Source organism: Ilumatobacter sp., assembly GCF_039969435.1.
Taxonomy (GTDB): Bacteria; Actinomycetota; Acidimicrobiia; order Acidimicrobiales; family Ilumatobacteraceae; genus Ilumatobacter_A.
In genome coordinates this window covers 142,135-161,212 of record NZ_JBDVNU010000021.1, presented here as the reverse complement: position 1 = coordinate 161,212, position 19,078 = coordinate 142,135, and the positions used below count along the sequence as shown (strand labels likewise).

The 19,078-nt window shown below is 67.6% G+C and carries 13 protein-coding genes; 7 read left to right on the top strand and 6 right to left on the bottom strand.

Features of this window, described 5'->3' with window-relative positions:
• Nucleotide 1: 1 nt before the first annotated feature.
• Nucleotides 2-2,875, bottom strand: coding sequence for a leucine--tRNA ligase (gene leuS / locus ABJK40_RS12500; protein ID WP_348480932.1), 2,874 nt, complete (start codon nt 2,873-2,875; stop codon nt 2-4).
• A 376-nt stretch (nt 2,876-3,251) separates the two neighbouring features.
• Between leuS and ABJK40_RS12495 the strand changes: the two genes are divergently transcribed.
• Together ABJK40_RS12495 and ABJK40_RS12490 are read left to right on the top strand one after the other, a co-directional pair.
• Nucleotides 3,252-4,952 (top strand): AMP-binding protein, encoded by a 1,701-nt coding sequence (locus tag ABJK40_RS12495; RefSeq protein WP_348480931.1) that lies wholly within the window; start codon nt 3,252-3,254, stop codon nt 4,950-4,952.
• A 38-nt stretch (nt 4,953-4,990) separates the two neighbouring features.
• Nucleotides 4,991-6,247 (top strand): Ca2+-dependent phosphoinositide-specific phospholipase C, encoded by a 1,257-nt coding sequence (locus tag ABJK40_RS12490; protein ID WP_348480930.1) that lies wholly within the window; start codon nt 4,991-4,993, stop codon nt 6,245-6,247.
• Nucleotides 6,248-6,364: 117 nt separating this feature from the next.
• On the opposite strand, the gene ABJK40_RS12485 is transcribed toward ABJK40_RS12490, so the two are convergent.
• On the bottom strand, nt 6,365-7,348 hold the full coding sequence (locus ABJK40_RS12485; RefSeq protein WP_348480929.1) for an LLM class F420-dependent oxidoreductase: 984 nt from the start codon (nt 7,346-7,348) through the stop codon (nt 6,365-6,367).
• An 86-nt stretch (nt 7,349-7,434) separates the two neighbouring features.
• Between ABJK40_RS12485 and ABJK40_RS12480 the strand changes: the two genes are divergently transcribed.
• The 5 genes from ABJK40_RS12480 (at nt 7,435) to ABJK40_RS12460 (ending at nt 14,131) form a co-directional block, all read left to right on the top strand.
• Nucleotides 7,435-8,073 (top strand): TetR/AcrR family transcriptional regulator, encoded by a 639-nt coding sequence (locus tag ABJK40_RS12480; protein WP_348480928.1) that lies wholly within the window; start codon nt 7,435-7,437, stop codon nt 8,071-8,073.
• Nucleotides 8,074-8,328: 255 nt separating this feature from the next.
• A complete protein-coding gene (locus tag ABJK40_RS12475) occupies nt 8,329-10,056 on the top strand; it encodes an ABC transporter substrate-binding protein (RefSeq protein WP_348480927.1) in 1,728 nt (575 codons plus the stop codon).
• 103 nt (nt 10,057-10,159) lie between these two features.
• Nucleotides 10,160-11,107: an ABC transporter permease gene (locus tag ABJK40_RS12470; RefSeq protein WP_348510285.1), complete on the top strand. Its 948-nt coding sequence runs from the start codon at nt 10,160-10,162 to the stop codon at nt 11,105-11,107.
• 1 nt (nt 11,108) lies between these two features.
• A complete protein-coding gene (locus ABJK40_RS12465; RefSeq protein ID WP_348480925.1) occupies nt 11,109-12,068 on the top strand; it encodes an ABC transporter permease in 960 nt (319 codons plus the stop codon).
• Nucleotides 12,065-14,131, top strand: coding sequence for an ABC transporter ATP-binding protein (locus ABJK40_RS12460; protein ID WP_348510284.1), 2,067 nt, complete (start codon nt 12,065-12,067; stop codon nt 14,129-14,131). The genes ABJK40_RS12465 and ABJK40_RS12460 overlap by 4 nt, the downstream gene beginning before the upstream one ends.
• Before the next feature lie 60 nt (nt 14,132-14,191).
• Here the strand turns inward: ABJK40_RS12460 and ABJK40_RS12455 are convergent, their stop codons facing one another.
• Genes ABJK40_RS12455 through ABJK40_RS12440 form a run of 4 tightly spaced genes read right to left on the bottom strand, consistent with a single transcriptional unit; the run spans nt 14,192 to nt 19,005 of the window.
• Nucleotides 14,192-15,508, bottom strand: coding sequence for a hypothetical protein (locus tag ABJK40_RS12455; RefSeq protein ID WP_348480923.1), 1,317 nt, complete (start codon nt 15,506-15,508; stop codon nt 14,192-14,194).
• On the bottom strand, nt 15,505-16,437 hold the full coding sequence (locus ABJK40_RS12450) for an alpha/beta hydrolase (RefSeq protein ID WP_348480922.1): 933 nt from the start codon (nt 16,435-16,437) through the stop codon (nt 15,505-15,507). Before ABJK40_RS12450 ends, ABJK40_RS12455 begins: the two co-directional genes overlap by 4 nt.
• Nucleotides 16,430-17,482 carry a Gfo/Idh/MocA family oxidoreductase gene (locus ABJK40_RS12445; RefSeq protein WP_348510283.1) on the bottom strand — a complete coding sequence of 351 codons (1,053 nt, stop codon included), beginning with the start codon at nt 17,480-17,482 and terminating at the stop codon, nt 16,430-16,432. Before ABJK40_RS12445 ends, ABJK40_RS12450 begins: the two co-directional genes overlap by 8 nt.
• A 2-nt stretch (nt 17,483-17,484) precedes the next feature.
• Complete coding sequence (locus ABJK40_RS12440; protein WP_348510282.1) at nt 17,485-19,005, bottom strand: Gfo/Idh/MocA family oxidoreductase; 1,521 nt, start codon at nt 19,003-19,005, stop codon at nt 17,485-17,487.
• Nucleotides 19,006-19,078 lie beyond the last annotated feature (73 nt).

Here is a 19,078-nt window from a genome sequence, read left to right as displayed (position 1 = left end):
CTCAGAGAACGACGTTGACCATCCGACCGGGAACGACGATGACCTTCCTCGGCTCGCCGCCGTCGAGCGCCTCGACCACCCGGGCATCGGCCATCGCAGCCGCCTCGAGGGCGTCCCTGCTCGCATCACTGGCGACCACGATCTTCGAGCGGACCTTGCCGTTGATCTGGATCGGCACCTCGACGGTCTCGTCGACGAGCAGGGCCGGATCGGCCACCGGGAACGCGACGTAGGCGATCGTGCCGCCGGTGTCGGTGGAACGGCCGAGCCTGGTCCACAGTTCCTCGGCCATGTGCGGCACGAGCGGTGCGAGCATCGCCACCATCGGTTCGGCGATCTCGCGCGGCATCGCGTCGAGCTTGGTGACGGCGTTGTTCAGCTCGATCAGCTTGGCGATCGCAGTGTTGAAGCGCAGTGCGTCCATCTCGGTGCGAACGGTGTCGATCGTCCGGTGGAGCAGCTTGCGCGTGTCGTCGTCGGCCGGCTCGTCCACGACGACGCAGTCGCCGGTGTCCTCGTCGACGATGTTGCGCCACAGCCGCTGCAGGAATCGGTACTGGCCGACCACGTCGCGCGTCGACCAGGGGCGTGACGCGTCGAGCGGACCCATCGCCATCTCGTAGAGACGCAGCGTGTCGGCGCCGTACTGTTCGTACATCTCGTCGGGGGACACCGCGTTCTTCAGCGACTTGCCCATCTTCCCCCACTCCCGGGTGACCGGCTCGCCGTGGAACGTGAAGCCGGACTTCTCGTCGCCGTCGACCTCGGTGGCCTCGACGTAGATCTCACGCGAGTCCTTGAACGCCGCGGCCTGGATGTAGCCCTGGTTGTACAGCTTGGCGTAGGGCTCGATCGAGCTGACGTGACCGAGGTCGAACAGGATCTTGTGCCAGAAACGTGCGTAGAGCAGGTGCAGCACCGCATGCTCCACACCACCCACGTAGAGATCGATGCCACCGGGATGGTCCGGACGCACGTCGGTGCGGGGCCCCATCCAGTACGCCTCGTTCTCGGGCGCCACGAAACGGTCGTCGAGCGTGGGGTCGATGTAGCGCATCTGGTACCAGCACGAGCCGGCCCACTGCGGCATGACGTTCGTGTCGCGCCGGTAGGTCTGCACGCCGTCGCCGTTGCCGAGATCCAGCTCGACGTCCACCCAGTCCTGCAGTCGGTCGAGTGGGCTCTCCGGGTTGGACATCGCGTCGTCCGCGTCGAAGGTCCGCGGCGAGAACTCCTCGGTTTCGGGCAGCTCGATCGGGAGGAGCGCGTCGGGCACCGTGTGGGGCCGGCCGTCCGCGTCGTACACGATCGGGAACGGCTCGCCCCAGTACCGCTGGCGGCTGAACAGCCAGTCACGCAACTTGTAGTTGACGGTGGCTTCGCCGTGGCCGTTCGCCTCGAGCCACGCGTTCATCCTGGCGATGCCGCCGGCCTTGTCGCCGATGCCGTCGAGGGTGAGCGAGTCACTCGAGGAGTTGACGTAGGCGCCGTCGCCGACGAACGCGGTCGGCCAGGTCGACGTGTCGAGCGAGGGCTCGATGTCGTGGCTCTCGAAGAAGGAGTCCGTCGGCTGCTGGATGGCGGGAATCGGGAGCCCGAACTTGCGAGCGAACTCGAAGTCGCGCTCGTCACCGCACGGCACCGCCATGATCGCTCCGGTGCCGTAGCCCATCAGGACGTAGTCGGCGATCCAGATCGGGAGTTGCTCGCCGTTGACCGGGTTCGTGGCGGTCGCCCCGATGTCGACGCCGGTCTTCTCCCTGGTGTCGTCCTGCAGTTCGAAGTCCTTTTTTCCCTCCGCCTGCGCGCGATACGCCTCGATCTCGGCGGTCTTGGACGGATCGGCCAGTCGGTCGACCAACGGATGCTCGGGGGAGAGAACCATGAACGACGCACCGAACAACGTGTCCGGGCGAGTGGTGAACACAGTGATCGGCCCGGTCGGCGAAGCGAAGTCGACCTTCGCCCCCTGGCTGCGACCGATCCAGTTGCGCTGCATCGCCTTGATCGCGTCGGTCCAGTCGAGGGTGTCGAGGTCATCGATGAGTCGGTCGGCGTACGCCGTGATGCGCATCATCCACTGGCGCATGTTCCGCTTGAAGACGGGGAAGTTGCCTCGATCGGATCGACCGTCGGCGGTGACCTCCTCGTTGGCCACCACGGTGCCGAGACCAGGGCACCAGTTCACGGGGGCATCGCTGATGTAGGCGAGGCGATGGTCGTCGACGACGTCGTTGCGCTCGGCCTCGGTCAACTCCGACCAGACGCGCCCGTCGGAGACGCTCCGTGCGCCGGACTCGAACTCCGCGATCAACTCCTCGACGGGCCGCGCCCGGTGCTGATCGACGTCGTACCAGGCGTTGAAGATCTGACCGAAGATCCACTGCGTCCAGCGGTAGTACGACGGGTCGGTGGTGGAGATCGACCGGCGGGTGTCGTGGCTCAACCCGAGGCGACGCAGTTGGCGACGCATGTTGGCGATGTTCGCGTCGGTGGTGATCGCCGGGTGCGTGCCGGTCTGGACGGCGAACTGCTCGGCGGGCAGACCGAATGCGTCGAAGCCCATCGTGTAGAGCACGTTGTGGCCGGTCATCCGCTTGTAGCGCGAGAACACGTCGGTCCCGATGAAGCCGAGCGGGTGCCCGACGTGGAGCCCCACGCCCGACGGATAGGGGAACATGTCCTGGACGAACAGCTTCTCGCCGCGTTCTGCCACGAGTTCGGCGTCGCCCAACGGGCCGACCGGATTCGGGGTGTGGAACGTGCCCGCCGCGTCCCACCGATCCTGCCAGCCGGTCTCGATCACCTGCGCGAGCGCAGCGTCGTAGCGATGGGCCGGCGTGGTCGGGCTGGGGTTGCTGTTCACGTCACTCATACCGACCCGTGATCCTACGGCCGAGCCGCGACCGGGCCCGCCCCCCGTTCCGGACGTGGTCCATCAGGCCAGGCGGGGATCGCATCACCGAAGCGCGTCCGTTCCGATGGGTGTTTCCATGACGACGGGGTGTTTTCGTCAGGATTCTCCCCACGCAGACACGCCGTCGCACGCAAACACCCCCGGCTGTCGGTGCGTTCGTCCTGCAGCGGTGAGTCTGGGTCGGTCTGGCGGCGACGGAGTCTCACCGGTTCGGTCAAGGTGGTTGTCGGTGAGTCTGGGTCGGTCTGGCGGCGACGGAGCCTCACCGATGGGTCAGGTCGGGACGCTCGTTGCTCCCAGAGCGGGGTGGGCGCTGCGACTAACGTCAGCGACCATGGCCGACTCCACGATCGCCCGCCTCGAAGCCGCCGCCGATTCGGGCACCGGCATCCGGTTCGTCGGCACATCGGTGATGCCCGACGGGGAACCGGTCTACGTCGGGTGGGACCAGATCCACGACGAGGCTCGGGCCGTGGGCGCAGCGCTCCATGCCAAGGGCCTCGTGCCGGGCGATCACGTCGCGGTCCTCGGCCCCACGAGTCGCGACCTCATCACGATCGTGCGCGGGTGCTGGATGGCGGGCATCGCATCGATGGTCCTGCCGCTGCCGATGCGGATGGGATCGCTCGAGGCGTTCATCGAGTCGACCCGAGCGCGCATCCGCCACGGCGACGCCAAGCTCGTGCTGATCGACGACCAGCTCGCCGACTTCTACACCGCCGTGGCCGGTGACCCGCCGATCGAACCGATGCGATCCGTCCTGCCCGGAGCGCCGAACGTGCCGTCCGGTGATGCCCTGCAGATCCCCGGACACGATCCCGAGCGGCTGGTCATCCTGCAATACTCGAGCGGGTCGACCGGCGAGCCGAAGGGCGTCATGATCCCCGACCGGGTCCTCTCGGCGAACCTCGACGCCACGTGCGAAGCGGCGGTCCTCGGGCCGGGGGAGACCATGGTGTCCTGGCTGCCGCTCTACCACGACATGGGCCTGGTCGGGTTCCTCGCCCTGCCGATGACGAAGGGGGTCGACCTGGTGCAGGCGGCGCCGCAGGACTTCCTGGCCCGTCCCGGCAACTGGATGGACTGGATCTCCGATCACGGCGGAACCGCCACGGCTGGACCGAACTTCTCGTGGGTACTCGCCACTCGGGCGCTCAAGCGCAAGACCGACCTCGATCTGTCGTCGCTGACGCTCGCACTCTCGGGAGCCGAACCCGTCGACCCGGTCGCCGTCGAGGCGTTCGTCGCCGAAGCGAGCCGGTTCGGGTTCACCGCGGGCGGAGTGTTCCCGGCGTTCGGCATGGCCGAGGTGGCGATCGCCGGCGCATTCCCCGAACGGGGGCGCGGGTTGCGGACCGACGTCGTCGACCGCCAGGTGCTCGAGACGCAGCGCGTGGCCAAGCCGATCGACATCGACGATCCGACCGACTTCGCGCTACGTGCCCGTCGGCTTCCGCTGCTCGGCCGGGCGGTGCCGGGGCTGGAGATGAAGGTGGTCGACCCCGACACCTTCGAGGAACTGCCCGAACGCCATGTCGGCGAGTTGCTGCTTCGCGGGACGTCGGTGACGCCCGGGTACTACAAGCGGCCCGACGCCACGGCGGCGCTCTTCCGGGACGACTGGTTGTGCACCGGCGACCTGGCCTATCTGCTCGACGGCGAGCTGGTGATGTGTGGGCGGATCAAGGACGTGATCATCGTCGGTGGTCGCAACGTGTTCCCCGAGGACATCGAACGATCGGTCGGACCACTCGACGGCGTGCGTGCCGGCAACGTGATCGCATTCGGGATGGACGGGTACAAGGGCAAGGAGTCGGTCGTGGTGGTGGCAGAGGTGCGACCCACGGACACCTCGGGTGACCTCGACGCGATCCGCAAGGTCATCCACGAACGGACCCTCGACGTGTGCGGGCTCCCACCTCGTGACGTGATGCTGGTACAGCCGGGAACACTTCCGAAGACCAGCAGCGGCAAGCTGCAACGTTCCAGGTGCCGCGACGAGTACCTGAACGACGACCTCGTGCTCGTCGACTGATCCGGTCCGACACCGGCCGAGTCACTACCGTCGTCCGGATGGTCGGACGACGGTGGTTGTGCGTGGCGGTCGTCGTGGTGGCGGCGTGTTCGAGCGGTGGCGACACCGACGATGGTGCGGCCGGTCCGGACGTCAACGCCACGTCGACAACGACCACTGCGAGCACCGATCCGGCGACGACCGAGCCTGCGACGACCGAGCCGGAGACGACCGAGCCGGAGGTCGTCGACGAAGTGGTCAGGATGAACCACATCCAGGCCGTCGGGTCGCACAACAGCTTCCACCTGCTGCCGCCGCCGGCGTTGTTCGACGGGATCGTGGCACTGTCGCCCGAACTCGGACGCGACATCGAATACACGCACCGGACGCTCACCGAGCAACTCGACGACTTCGGCATCCGCCAGTTCGAGCTCGACGTCTTCGCCGACCCCGACGGCGGGTTGTATGCGAGCCGGGCGGCGAACGCCGTGGTCGGTCTGGCCCCCGAATCGGGCGAACCGGCGCTCGACGAACCCGGCTTCAAGGTGATGCACACCCAGGACTTCGACTACGCCACGACCTGCCTCACGCTCGTCGGCTGCCTCGGCGAGATCGGCTCCTGGTCCGCCGAACACCCGAACCACCTGCCGATCGTGATCCTGCTGGAGCTGAAGTCACTGTCGGTCCCCGAGGCCGCTGCCGAGGAGGGTCTGGAGCTCACCCTCGACCTGCCGTGGGCGATTCCTGTCGACACGACGATCGACGTGCTCGAGGCCCTCGACGCCGAAGTCCGATCCACGCTGGCTCCCGGGCAGCTGTTGGAACCCGACGAGGTGCGCGGCGACGCGGCCACCCTCGTCGAGGCGGTGGAGGGCATCGGCTGGCCGGCGTTGGCCGACTCACGAGGCCAGATCGTGGTGGCGCTGAACAACAGCGGAGCCGAGCGGGACCTCTTCATCGCCGACACCCCGGCACTGGAGGGGAGGGCGATGTTCACGAGTTCCACTCCCGGTGCGCCCGACGCCGCGTTCCTGCGCTTCGACGACCCGAACGCTCCGGGTCTCGACGCCGCAGCGGAGGCGGGATACCTGATGCGGACGCGCACCGATTCGCCGACCGTCGACGCACGGGAGAACGACACGACCGACCGGGACGTCGCACTCGCCGGCGGGGCGACCTACCTCAGCACCGACTACTACGAGCCGTCGACGCTGTTCGACAGCACGTACTTCGTGGAGTTGCCCGGCGGAGTGACCGCCCGATGCAATCCCGTCACGGCGCCGCCGTCCTGCACGCCCGAATCAGTGGTGGAGTGACGGCGTGGGCTCCGCCCTGCGCCGTTCCCTCCGCGAACCCCCAGCACCGTTTGCGTGACTCTTTCGGCCGTCCGGACGGCCGAAAGTGTCACGCGAACCGGATTGAGAGAGGGATTGTCAGGCGAAGAGGGGAGCCAGGGTCTGGCCGAGCAGTTCGACGCGCCCCTCCATGAAACCGTTCGGGATCATGTTGACCGTGAAGCCGTCGAGGCCGTCGTGGGCCGAGAGGAGGTCGGAGAAGTGCTCGCCGACCTCGTCGGGGCTCCCCCAGGTGACGAGCCCGAGCCAGGGAGCGAGGTCGTCCTCGGACATGGACGACGTGTCGAAACCGCGACGGTCGAGGAACGCGAGCATGTCGCTGCGGGCCTCGTCGTGCGTCGGCGCGATGCAGCAGTTCTTCTGCTTCGACACCGTGATCTCCGACCGGTCGCGGCCGAGCGCCTCGCAGTGCTCGGCGAGCACGTCGAGCTTGTGGGCGAGGTCTCCGTCGTCGCAGATCAGGTTCGACTCGTCGGCGTACTGGGCCACCATCCGCAGCGTCTTCTTCTCGCCGCTCCCGCCGATCATGATCGGGACGTCACCGATCGGCGCCGGATTGTTCATCGCGTCCTTCGCCGTGTACCACGTGCCGTCGAGGGATGCGCGCTCGCCGCGCAGCAGCGGCCCGACGATCTGCAGCGACTCCTCGAGCTTCTCGAAACGGTCGGTGAAGCTGCCGAACTCGATGCCGAACGCATCGTGCTCCAACTCGAACCAGCCTGCGCCGATTCCGAGCATCGCCCGCCCACCCGACACGACGTCCAGCGTCGTGACCGTCTTGGCGAGGACTGCGGGGTTGCGGTACGTGTTTCCGGTGACCAGCGACGACAGCTTGACGTGCTTCGTCTCGCGGGCCAGCGCCGAGAGCAGCGTGTAGCACTCGAGCATGTTGTCGCTCGCGTCGCCGATCATCGGGAGCTGATAGAAGTGGTCCATCACCAGCACGGTGTCGAACCCCGACGCGTCGGCTTCACGAGCCTGACGAGCCACGACATCGAACAGCTCCGGGGTCTCGACGCCGGGGTAGGTGAAGTTGGGGATCTGGAGTCCGAGTCTGGTCATCAGTGGATTAGAACACTGTCCCAAAGAGATGTCAAGCTGGACCGGGGCCGCTCGGGATGCCCAGGAGATCCTATGATCGGAGGACGATGAGTGACGGGTGGGAACGGCGACAGGAACGGACCCGACGTGACGTACTCGACGCAACCGGTGCGCTGATCTCGGAATCGGGTGTCGACGGACTCACGATGCGCAAACTCGCCGAACGGGCGGGTGTCGCGGTGGCAACGCTGTACAACCAGTTCGGCGACCGCGACGGCGTTCTCGTCGCGTTCGTCAGCAGCGGCCTCGATCAACTCGAACTCGAGCTCGACGCTCAACCCGACGCCGGGCCGATCGACACGACGCGTCAACTGTTCGAGGCGCTCGACGAGAAGTTCGCGGCCGAACCCGAGGTGTGGCGACCGATCTTCGCATCCCTCAAGTCCGGAAGCGGTGGTCACGGGATGGGCGAGGTGGGAGACCGCGTGGTCGCCACGATCGAAGCCGACTTCGAGAAGGCAGCAGCCGATGGCCGCTTCGTCGCCGACGTCGACGTCGTGGCGCTGGCGAGACATGCGTTCATCACCAGGATGAACCGGCTCGAGAAGTGGGCCACCGACGACATCGACTGGACGGCGTACCGGGCCTCGTCGACACTCGGGCTCGAGTTGATCCTCGCCGCGGTCCTCGGCGGACCGCACCGCGACGACGCACTGCGCCGATCGGGCGCGATCAATTCGGATTGACCGCTCGGGGAGTCGTCGAACCGGTCGTTCGAACCTGGCCGAGTCGCGCTCCGCTCCGCCTCGCGATGCGTCCGGAACCGCCGGTGTGACCGACGTCATTCCGTATCGTGGAATGGTGCTACCTTCGCCTTCACCCGCGAGAACGGCGGGTGGTCGTGCGTGTGGATTCTTGGAACGCCATGGATCGGCTCCTATGGTCGAAGAGCCTGATGCGAGACAGCAGAGGCGAAGTACACACTCCTAAGGGGGAGCAGAATGGACTGGAAACACCTGGACAGCGCACGCCGCGATGCGGGCGCAATCGAAGTCGACCTCATCGAGGCCTACGCACAGGGAAAGATCAACCGCCGCAATTTCGTGAAGCGCGGAACCGTCATCGGACTCTCCGTTCCGTTCATGGGCGGGATCATCGCCGCATGTGGCGGAAGCAGTGACGGCGGCGGCGACACCGGCGCCGGCGAGCCGGGAACCACCTCGGCGTCCGGAGGCTCTACCCCGGCTGCCGGAGGGGGAACCGCCGGCGGCACGCTGACCATCGCGAACCAGAAGCCGAGCGGTCCGCTCGACCCGATCGCGATGCAGGACCTCGGCTCGTACAACCTCCTGGCGCAGAGCTTCGAGTTCCTCGTCGGCCTCAACGACGAGGGCGACATCGGGCCGACCATGCTGGCCACCGACTGGACCCCCAACGACGACGGTTCGGTGTGGACGTTCACGCTGCGCGAAGGCGTCAAGTGGCAGGACGGCAGCGACTTCACGTCCGCTGACGTGGCCGCCACGATGGACCGCCTCGTGGCGTCGAACAACGCAGCGATCGCCGGTGTCTTCGAGGAGGGGGCGGTCGATGCGTCCGACCCGCTCACGGCGGTGTTCACCTTGACCGCGTCGAACGGAAACCTGCCGTACCTCGTCTCGGTCTTCAACGCTCAGTCGGTGATCACGCCGGCCTCGTACGAGGCGGGTTCCACGCTCGACGGCATGCCGAACGGGACCGGCCCGTGGAAGCTCGACTCCTACGACCCGTCCACTGGCGCGATCTTCTCCCGGAGCGAGACCTACTGGGGCGAAGCACCGCTGCTCGACAGCGTCAACTACCAGGTGTTCGCCGACATCGGCGGCACCGGCGTCACAGCGATGCAGGGCGGTTCGGTCGATGCGATCCAGCAGTTCTCCGTCGTCGGTGGCGAGGGCCTGCTCGACTCGGGGGACTTCACCGTCCTCACTCCGCCGTCCGCCGCTCACCGCGAGATCTGGATGAAGTGCGACACCGGGCAGTTCTCGGACCCGAGAGTGCGTCAAGCGCTGGCACTGACCTTCAACCGTCAGGCCATGGTCGATCAGCTCTTCACGGGTCGGGCGAACATCGGGAACGACCACGTCTTCGCCGACTTCCTCCCGTTCTTCGATGCCTCGGCGGTTCCGCAGCGTGAGCGCGACATCGAGATGGCCAAGCAACTCCTCAGCGATGCGGGCTTCGAGGGCGGCATCTCCGCCCAGCTGAACTGCGGCGACCTGCAGGAGATCCCGGACCTCGCGAACATCATCGTCGCCGACGCCGCCGAAGCCGGCTTCACGCTGACCGTCAACGTCGAGAGCCAGGACACGTTCTACGGCAACCAGTGGTGCCCGGCGGAGCCCGCCGATCCACCGTGCTCGGGAGCCGCCGAGCTCGGCATCGTCGACTACGGCCACCGGCCCGTGCCCGACACGTTCCTCAACGCTGCGCTCAAGACCGGCGGCGTGTGGAACTCGTCGCAGTACATGAACCCCGAGTACGACTCGACGTTCGAGGACTACCAGCGGGCAGTGACCATCGAGGACCAGACCGCAGCGGCGACGAGCCTTGCCACGATCCTCAACGAGGAGGTGCCGATCGGGATGGCGTACTTCTACGACTACCTGTCGGGTCACTCCAGCTCCGTCACGGGCATGCAGGTCACGGCTCTCGGCCACACCTTCGTCCAGAAGGCGAGCAAGAGCTGAGTTCGGACGCCCAGCCGACCGTTGGTGACGGCGACGACGTCGTCGCCAACGGTCGGCGACGCGCCCGGGTCCACGAACACATCCAGGGAGAGGAGACCGCCCCGTGCTCGGTTTCGTGATCCGCCGACTGGCACTGTCGATCGTCACGCTCGTGATCCTGATCACGATCGTGTTCCTCATCACGTCGGTGTTCCCCGACGACCCCGGGCGATCGTTGGCCGGGCCGTTCGCCTCGCAGGAGGTGGTCGACAGCATCAACGAACGGATCGGCGCGAACGATCCCAAGGCGGAGCAGTACTTCCGTCTCGTCAAGAACACGATCACGTTCGACTTCGGCGACTCCTTCCAGTTCAACCAGCCCGTCAGCGACACGTTGTTCCCGGCACTCGGGCGCTCGTCCAAGCTGGTGGCCCTCGGTCTGATCATGACCCTGCCGCTCGCTCTGATGGGAGGGATCATCGCCGCACGGCGCAAGGACACGCTGCTCGATCGCGGGATCGTCACCCTGGGCCTCGCGAGCTCGTCGATTCCCGAGTTCGTCTCGGGCGTGGCGTTGCAGTACGTGCTCGCCGTCAAACTCGGATGGTTCGAGGCGGTCGCGGCACCGAACCGTGGATTCTTCGGCGAGCTCAAGTTCCTGATGCTGCCGGCGTTCGCGATCGTCATCGTGTACTTCGGATACATCGCCCGGATCGCCCGTGCCGGAACCATCCAGGCGCTCGATGCCGACTACACGCGCACCGCGTACATGAAGGGTCTGTCGAGTCGCGACGTGATCCGCAAACACGTGCTGCGCAACAGCTTGCAGCCCACCGTCGCCGTGGTCGGGACCCAGATCGGGTACCTCTTCGGAGGACTGGTCGGCCTCGAGGTGATCTTCAACTACCAGGGACTCGGCAATCTGATCTACAACGCCGCACGCGAGCAGGACTACCCGATGCTGCAGGCCGGCGTGATCCTCGTCGCCATCATCTTCATGATCTGCACCCTGATCGCCGACCTCGTCATCGCCTGGATGAACCCGCGTGCCCGACTGAACGTGAGGTCGTGACATGACAGACGTGACGAAAGGCGATCCGATCGCCGACGAGCCCGACGACCTCCACGGAACCTCCGAGGTCGTGGATCTCGAACCGGTCTCACCCGGGCAGGTCGACGCCGGTGGCGAACGCAGGCAGGTCCGTCGCGAGCGACGGCGGCTGCTCCTGCGGAGTCCGGCATTCGTCTTCGGTCTGGTCGTGCTCGCGTTCTGGGTCGTCTGTGCGCTGTTCGGAGATCTGATCGCGCCGTACGCGGCGAATCCGTCGAGTGATCTGCGCGGCCCGGCGCGTCAGGCCCCGAGTCTGGACTACCTGTTCGGAACCGACACCGCCGGTCGCGACGTGTTCTCGCGGGTCATCTACGGTGCCCGCAGCATCCTGGTCATGGCGCCGACCGCGGCGATCATCTCGGTGATCGCAGGAACCCTCCTCGGACTCGTGATGGGCTACTTCCGTGGGTGGATCGACGAGATCCTCAGTCGGATCATCGAGGCACTGCTGTCCATCCCGGTGATCCTGATCGCGCTGCTGGCGCTGTCCGTCCTCGGTCAGTCGCGAGTCGTCGTCGTGTTCACGGTGGCGGCGCTCTTCACGCCGGTGGTCACCCGCACCGTGCGCTCGTCGGTGCTCGCCGAAGCCCAGCTCGACTACGTCACGTCCGCACGCCTCCGCGGTGAATCGGCGCTGTTCACGATGACCCGCGAGATCCTGCCGAACATCACGTCGACGATCGTCGTGGAGTTCACCGTGCGCGTCGGGTACGCAGTGTTCACCATCGCAACGCTGTCCTTCCTCGCATCGGGCGGGGTCCAGCCGCCCACGGCCGACTGGGGGCTCGACATCGCCGAGACCTTCCAGTTGATCAAGGCCGGGCAGTGGTGGCCGTCGCTGTTCCCGGCGCTCGCGATCGCAAGCCTGGTGATCGCCGTCAACCTCGTGGCCGACTCCATCGACAGAGTGAGCAAACTATGAGCCCGACCGCGTCCCTCGATCCCCCCGTCGCCCCGGCGAACGCACCCGCAGCGTTGTCCGTCCGCGACCTGCGTCTCGCCTACGAGGTACGCGGGGTGCCGCGCGCAGTGCTGCGAGGTGTGTCGTTCGACGTGGCACCGGGGGAGGCATTCGGTCTGGTCGGCGAGTCCGGGTGCGGCAAGTCGACCACCGCGTTCGCCGCCCTGAGGTACATGCCGGAGAACGCCGTCGTCCAGGGCGGCGAGATCTTCGTCGACGGGAACGACGTCATGGCGATGTCGCCGACCGAGCTCCGGCGGTTCCGAGCGAACGAAGCGTCGATGGTCTACCAGGATCCCGTGCAGGCGATGAACCCGGCCCTCCGGATCGGCCGCCAGGTCGAGGAGTGCTTCCAGATCATCGGCCGATCGAAGTCCGACGCGCGCAAGGACGCGTTGCACGCCCTCGAGCGGGTGAAGATCGCCAGCCCGGCGAGCGTGATGGACCGCTATCCACACCAGTTGTCGGGTGGGATGCTGCAGCGCGTGGTCGTTGCCATGGCCCTCGCGTCCGATCCCAAGCTGCTCGTGCTCGACGAGCCCACGACCGGCCTCGACGCAACGGTCGAAGCCGAGGTGCTCGATCTCGTGCGGACCCTGCGTGCGGAGACCAACGCTGCGATCCTGCTGATCGCCCACAACCTCGGCGTGATCCGCAGCATGTGTGATCGGGTCGGCGTGATGTACGCGGGCAAGATCGTCGAGGAGGGCGAGGCGCAGAGTGTCTTCGAGGATCCGCAGCACCCGTACACGAAGGGCCTCCTCAACGCGATCCCGCGCCAGGGCGTCCGCAAGACCGATCGCGCGCTGTTCACGATCCCGGGCAACCTGCCGCTGATCGGCACCGATCTCCCCACGTGTGTCTACGTCGACCGGTGCCCGCTGGCCGACGAGCTGTGTCGCACCGAGGTCCCTCCGCAGGTGCAGGTCGAGAGTGGGCACTGGACGCTGTGCCATCACGTCGACCGGCTGAACGAGGTCGTCGAACCCGAGTCGAACGTCACCGATTTCCACGTCGGCGACGAGACCGTCATCCAGCTCGACGCCGTGTCGAAGACCTTCCGCCAGCGCGGCGAGGACGTGCCCGCTCTCGTCAGCGTCGACCTCGGTTTCCACGAAGGCGAGACGTTGGGTCTGGTGGGCGAGTCCGGGTCGGGCAAGAGCACGCTCGCCAAGACGATGCTCGGGATCCACGCATCCGACGACGGAGGGAAGATCTCCCTGCGCGGCCGCGTGATGAAGGCCAAGGCCTCGGATCGGATCGAGGAATCGACCCGGGCGATCTCGATGATCTTCCAGAATCCCGACTCCGCCCTGAACCGGGTGTGGACGGTCCGACGGATCCTGACGCGCACGGTCACCAAACTGACCGGTGTCAGAGGCAAGGACGCCGATCGTCGGGTGGAGGAACTCGCCGAGGCGATGCGGTTGTCCCCGCGGCATCTCGACATGCGCCCGCGGCAGCTGTCCGGTGGTCTCAAACAACGGGTGGCGATCGCGCGCGCCTTCGCAGGGAATCCCGACGTGGTGGTGTGTGACGAGCCGACCTCCGCGCTCGACGTGTCGGTGCAGGCGGCGATCCTCAACCTGCTCGCCACGCTGCAGAACGCGGAGCGCACGAGCTACCTGTTCATCACCCACGACATCGGCGTGGTCCGCTACCTGGCCGACCGGATCGCCGTGATGTACCTCGGTCGGATCATGGAACTCGGATCCACCGACGACATCTTCCACGGAACCAACCATCCGTACACGGAGGCGTTGTTGTCGGCGGTTCCCTCCGTCGACGGCGAGGCCGAGAACCGGATCCCGCTGAACGGCGAGATCCCGTCTCCGGCGAATCCTCCGTCGGGATGCGTCTTCCACACGCGCTGCCACCGAGCGATCGACGGCGTGTGCGACGTGGAGGAGCCGCCGATGAGGGAGATCAGCCTGGGCCACTCGATCAAGTGCGTGCTGAGCGTCGAGGAACTCTCCCAGCCCGTGGTGATCCGAGAACGAGACCAACTCGCCGAACTCGCCTGAACGGGCTCACTCGCCGGGCCACGGGATTCGGACCACGGTCGTGCGCGCCGTCCGGGTGACTCAGACGCTCGAGCGGATCAACCACTCGGCGCCGTCGGCGGTGTCGCGTACCTCGATCCCGGCGGCGTCGAGACCGTCTCGGACGGCGTCCGACACGGCGTACGCCTTCTCCTCACGGGCGACGCGCCGTGCGTCGAGGGCCGCGGCCACGACGGGGCCGAGCACATCGCGTTGGTCGCGTAGACCGTTCGTCGCCGCATCGCCGAGCTTGACGATCATCGACCTCAAGGCGCGGCGTGCCTGGTCCATCTCGTCGGACTGCAGAGTGTCGGCGGACCATTCGGCGATGGCCGAATCGAGATCGAGGACGCACGACACGGCAGCTCCCGAGTCGCGTTCGTCGAGCGCGCGAGCGAATTCGGCTTCGAGTCGCGAGGCGGTGGCCCCCAGGGACGTGGCGCCGCCGACCGTCGGGTCCTCCGACGGACCCGACGTGACGGCCGCGTGAGGCGAGGCGTTCCGCGGCGCTGCGTCCGCTCCGCCGGTGCCGGCGTGAGCGTCGCCACCGGCGCGGATCACGTCGAGTGGGATCGTCCGGCCCGACTCGAAGCGCACCGACTCTCCGTTGCGGCGCAGCGTGAGGCCACCCTTGCCGACGATCTCGGCGGTGTCGGCGTCGAGGTCCATGATCACGCCCGTGTGCTCGTCGAGACCGAGCACGAAGGCACCGTCGGGCAGCTCGGGCTCGAGCAATGCGAGGCGACGTTCACCGAGGTAGCAGAACCGCGTGTCGTGGTTGCCGCCCTCCTGGTTGTCGTAGTGGGGGACGACGGCGGCGCTGATCCCGATCTCGGACAGCACGTCGAGTCCGGGTTCCCACCACGGGTCGGCGCCGACCTTGTAGATCTCGTAGACGGGAACCGTGACGCACCCGAGTGTCAGCGCGGCCGCCGAGGAGAACACGATCGCGCCGCCTCCTCCTTGCGCAGTCGGTCGGAGCTTCTCGGCGATCACGTCGCGCAGACCGGTGCGGTGCCACTGGCGCAGTGCGAACGTTGGGCTGCCCGGACCGGCGAAGATCCAGCTGGCATCACGCACACGCGTCATCGCCGCTTCGATGGCGGCCGAGTCACCCGTGTCGGTGCGGGCGAGCCCGGCCACGGCGACGTCCTTGCCGACCGCGTCGCTGAAGTACTTCGTGGTCGCAGCGGCCAGGATCGGCGCATTCTCCTGGAATCCGAACGGGGTGTCGAGCATCACGGGCACCACTCGGTCGCCGTCGGCTTCGAGACGTTCGAACACCCGACGGTGCGGAACCTTCATGGTGGGCGCCGTTTCGCCGGAACCCATGATGACGAGGAGGCGGGGGAGGGTCATGACGTGGGCTCCGATGGGTGAGGTCGAGGGAAGAAGTCGGGGGAGGTGAGCGCCTCGTGCAGCAGCGCAGCGACCGCGGCGGGCTGCTGTGCGTGGACGTCGTGGTGCGCCGGGCTGAACCAGTGTGCCCGGCTGCGAGGGAGTGCGGCGATGGCGTCGTCGACGGCGCGACGTTTGGACGAGGTCCAACTCGCGTCGCCGCTGTCGGCGGGGATCAGCAGCGTGGGGACCCGGACGTCCGGGTAGACCGCGGACGGGCGGTGCTGCCACAGTCCACGCAGCACCGTCAGGTGGCGTTCGAAGGTCAGCCACGGGGCGATCGTGCCGTCGGCGCGCACCTCGAAGTTCGCCATCGTGCCCGCACGGCCTTCCTCGGGCCAGTCCGACGCGGAATCGTCGAGCCAGCCGCGCATCGCGGCGAGCGGCGTGCCGGCGAGGCGCGGGGGAGCCAGGGCCTCGACGCAGTCCTCCCAGTTCGGGAACGTCGCCGACAGGTCGATGAAGCCGCCGTCGACGCACGCGATCGACGTCACCGAGTCCGGATGGCGGTGCCCGAGTTCGAGCACGACGTTGCCACCCCAGGACTGTCCGGCCACGGCGGGCCGGTCGAGTTCGAGTGCGGCGATCAGCAGGGCGAGGTCGTCGGCGCAGTCGGCGACGCCGTAGCGGTCGTCGGGCTTCGACGACAGGCCGTGACCTCGTTGATCGACGGTGACGACGAGGTGGCCCCGCGCCGCGAGGCGACGTGCCACACCGTCCCAGAGGCGAGCGTTCGACGCGAGCCCGTGGGTGAGCATCCACGACGACCCCGTCGACTCGACGCCCGGAGGGGGCTCCCATCGCAGGACGTGGAGTTCGACACCCGAGGGGATCGAGTGGAACTCGTCGCTCGGTTCGATGCGCTCGGCGATGTCGTCGGTGTCAGTCACGTGTGGCTTCCTTGATGCGTTCGACGAGGGCGAGCATCTCGATCGAACGCTCGACGGGCCTCGGCCATTCCGATCCGCCGCGGACCGCGTCGGCGAACGCCTCGATCATCGACTGGTAGGGGTCGTTCGCGTCGACGTGCAGCGTGTGCTCCGAGTCGGGATTCCGGGTGGGGGGTGGGGTGTCAGCGGACAGCTCGACGTTGGGATCGGTGTCGTGGACGTACCCGGTGTCGTCGATGCCTCCGGTGAACGCCTCCGTGGCGATCGCGAGAGTTCCGAGCGTCCCGTCGATGACGAGTTGCTGGAACGGTTCGTCGACGAACGAGCAGCCGATGAACCCGACGCGGCCGCCCGCGTACTCCAGCATCGCTGCCGTCGAGGCGTCGACCCCGCCACGGATGACGCGGGTCCCCCGGATCGTCTCGGGGTGGTCGCCGAAGATCTCGACGATCGCACCGAGGCAGTAGATCCCCACGTCGAGGAGGGCGCCACCACCCTGGTGCGGATCCCAACGGTAGTTGCCGTCGGCCTCGGGCCCGATGGTGAATCGGAACGACCCGTCGACGGCGACGACGTCGCCGATGTCGCCTGCGATCGCGCGCCGGACGACCTCGCGGTAGCGCCGGTGGAAGGGTGTCATCCACGCTTCGGCCAGGAGGACACCGGCGGCGGTGCATGCCGTGGCCATCGCGGTCGCCGAGGCGACATCGGATGCGAGCGGTTTCTCGCACAGGACGTGCTTGCCCGCCGCGGCCGCCCGTTCGGTCCACTCCCGGTGCATGCCGTTGGGAAGGGGGATGTACACGGCCTCCACCTCGGGGTGCGCGATCACCGCCTCGTACGAACCCACGTCGGTCGAACGCCATCGTTCCGGGACGTGGCTGCTGCGCGACGCCGTTGCGACCAGGCGGGAGTTGACTGCAGCGTCGATCGCCGGCAACACCGCGGCGTTCGCGACGAACGAGTTGGCGCCGATCACCCCGAACCCGACCGGTGGCACCGTGTTCGGCGTGGGCGCCTCCGCTCCCGAGTCGGTCGGGTCCACGCTCAGGACAGTTCGACCAGTTCGCCGCCGTTGGCACCGGAGCGATGCGCCGCCTCGAGCACCGACACCACGTCACGCGACTGCTCGGGACGCACCGCGAGGGGCTCGCCCAGCAGGAGGTGGTCGGCCAGGTTGCGGTGGAAGCCCCAGCCCGGATGCGGCGCAGGCCTCACCTGTGACTCGATCAGGCCGTGGTCGCCGTCGTACCGGACGAGGGTCAGGTCGACGGGTCGTTCGGCGTGGTGCGACTCGTGGGCTCGGAATCCACGTCCGGCCAGGACGGCGTCTGCTCGAACCGGTTCGTAGTGGCCCTCGAGGGTGCCCGACGTTCCTTCGATGTGGAACTTCGGCCGCCGGATCGCGCACACGTCGCTCTGGCGGAACGTTGCTTCGCGTCCGTCGGCCCACTGCATCCACACCGACAGCTGGTCGACGTTGGTCGTGTCGTGCCACACCCTCGTGTGAGCCGAACAGAGCACCTTCTTCGGAGCCGTGCCGTAGTGCTGGATGATCCAGTCGATGTGGTGCGAACCCCAGTCGTAGACCGCTCCACCCGAGATCGAGTCCTCGGAGTGCCACGCCCGACAGGGGTGCTCGAATCCGCCGACGAAGGTCTCGATGTTGAACACGCTGCCCAGGTCACCGCGGTCGACGAGGCGGCGGATCGCCAGCCAGTCCGTGTCCCAGCGTCGGCTCTGGTGCACGGAGACGACCCGGCCGACGCTCTGCGCGGTGCGGATCAGTTCGTCGGCGTCGGCGGTCGTGAGGCACATCGGCTTCTCGACCACGACGTGCTTGCCGGCTCGGAGCAACTCCAGTGCCAACTCGGCGTGAAACACCGGCGGCGTGGCGACGATCGCGATGTCGACGGCGTCGTCGGCGGCCAGGGAGGTGGCAGAGTCATGCGCCCGAAGGTCGGGGAAGTCGACCGTGGCAGCGTCGAGGCGATCGGGCGAGTTGTCGGCGGCGGCGACGAGGGAGAGGCCGTCGGTCTCGGTCGCGGCGAGGCCGTGCAGGTATCCCATCCCTCCGAAGGGCCCATACCCGACGACGGCGACGCCGAGGTCTGCCACCGGGGCGCCTGAGTCAGCGTTCGGGAAGTCGGTGCGGAGGAGGCGTCGGACGTAGGGGCCGAGCGTGGGATGCACGTCGACGGTCCCGAGCGCCGTCATCCCCACGGTGACCACGCGGCCCGGCCCGACTCGGCGGACGATGATCGTCGGCTCGTGTCGGAACCGCACGCTCGTCGTGGCGGCGATCTCCACGTCCGGATCGAACGGGTCGAAGGTGACCAGCGGTGTGGTGATCGGGACCTCGCCGTCGAGACGGACGGCCTCGGCGCGCGCTGCGAGCGTCACGAACCACTCGGTGTGGGGAAGCGACAGGGCGATGGACGCGCCGGCGAGAGCTGCGGCGACGTCGTCGCCGGCTTCGGCCACGAGCAGGACGGAGCCACCGGACCGTGCGTGCGCCTCCAGTGCGGTGGCGGTTCCGGTGTCCAGTCGACCCGTCGATGTCCGCACCTCCGAACCTGTCGACGTCGAGGACGAAGTGCCGAGTGTCGTGTCCGTGGCGGACGTGGTGATGGTCATCGGC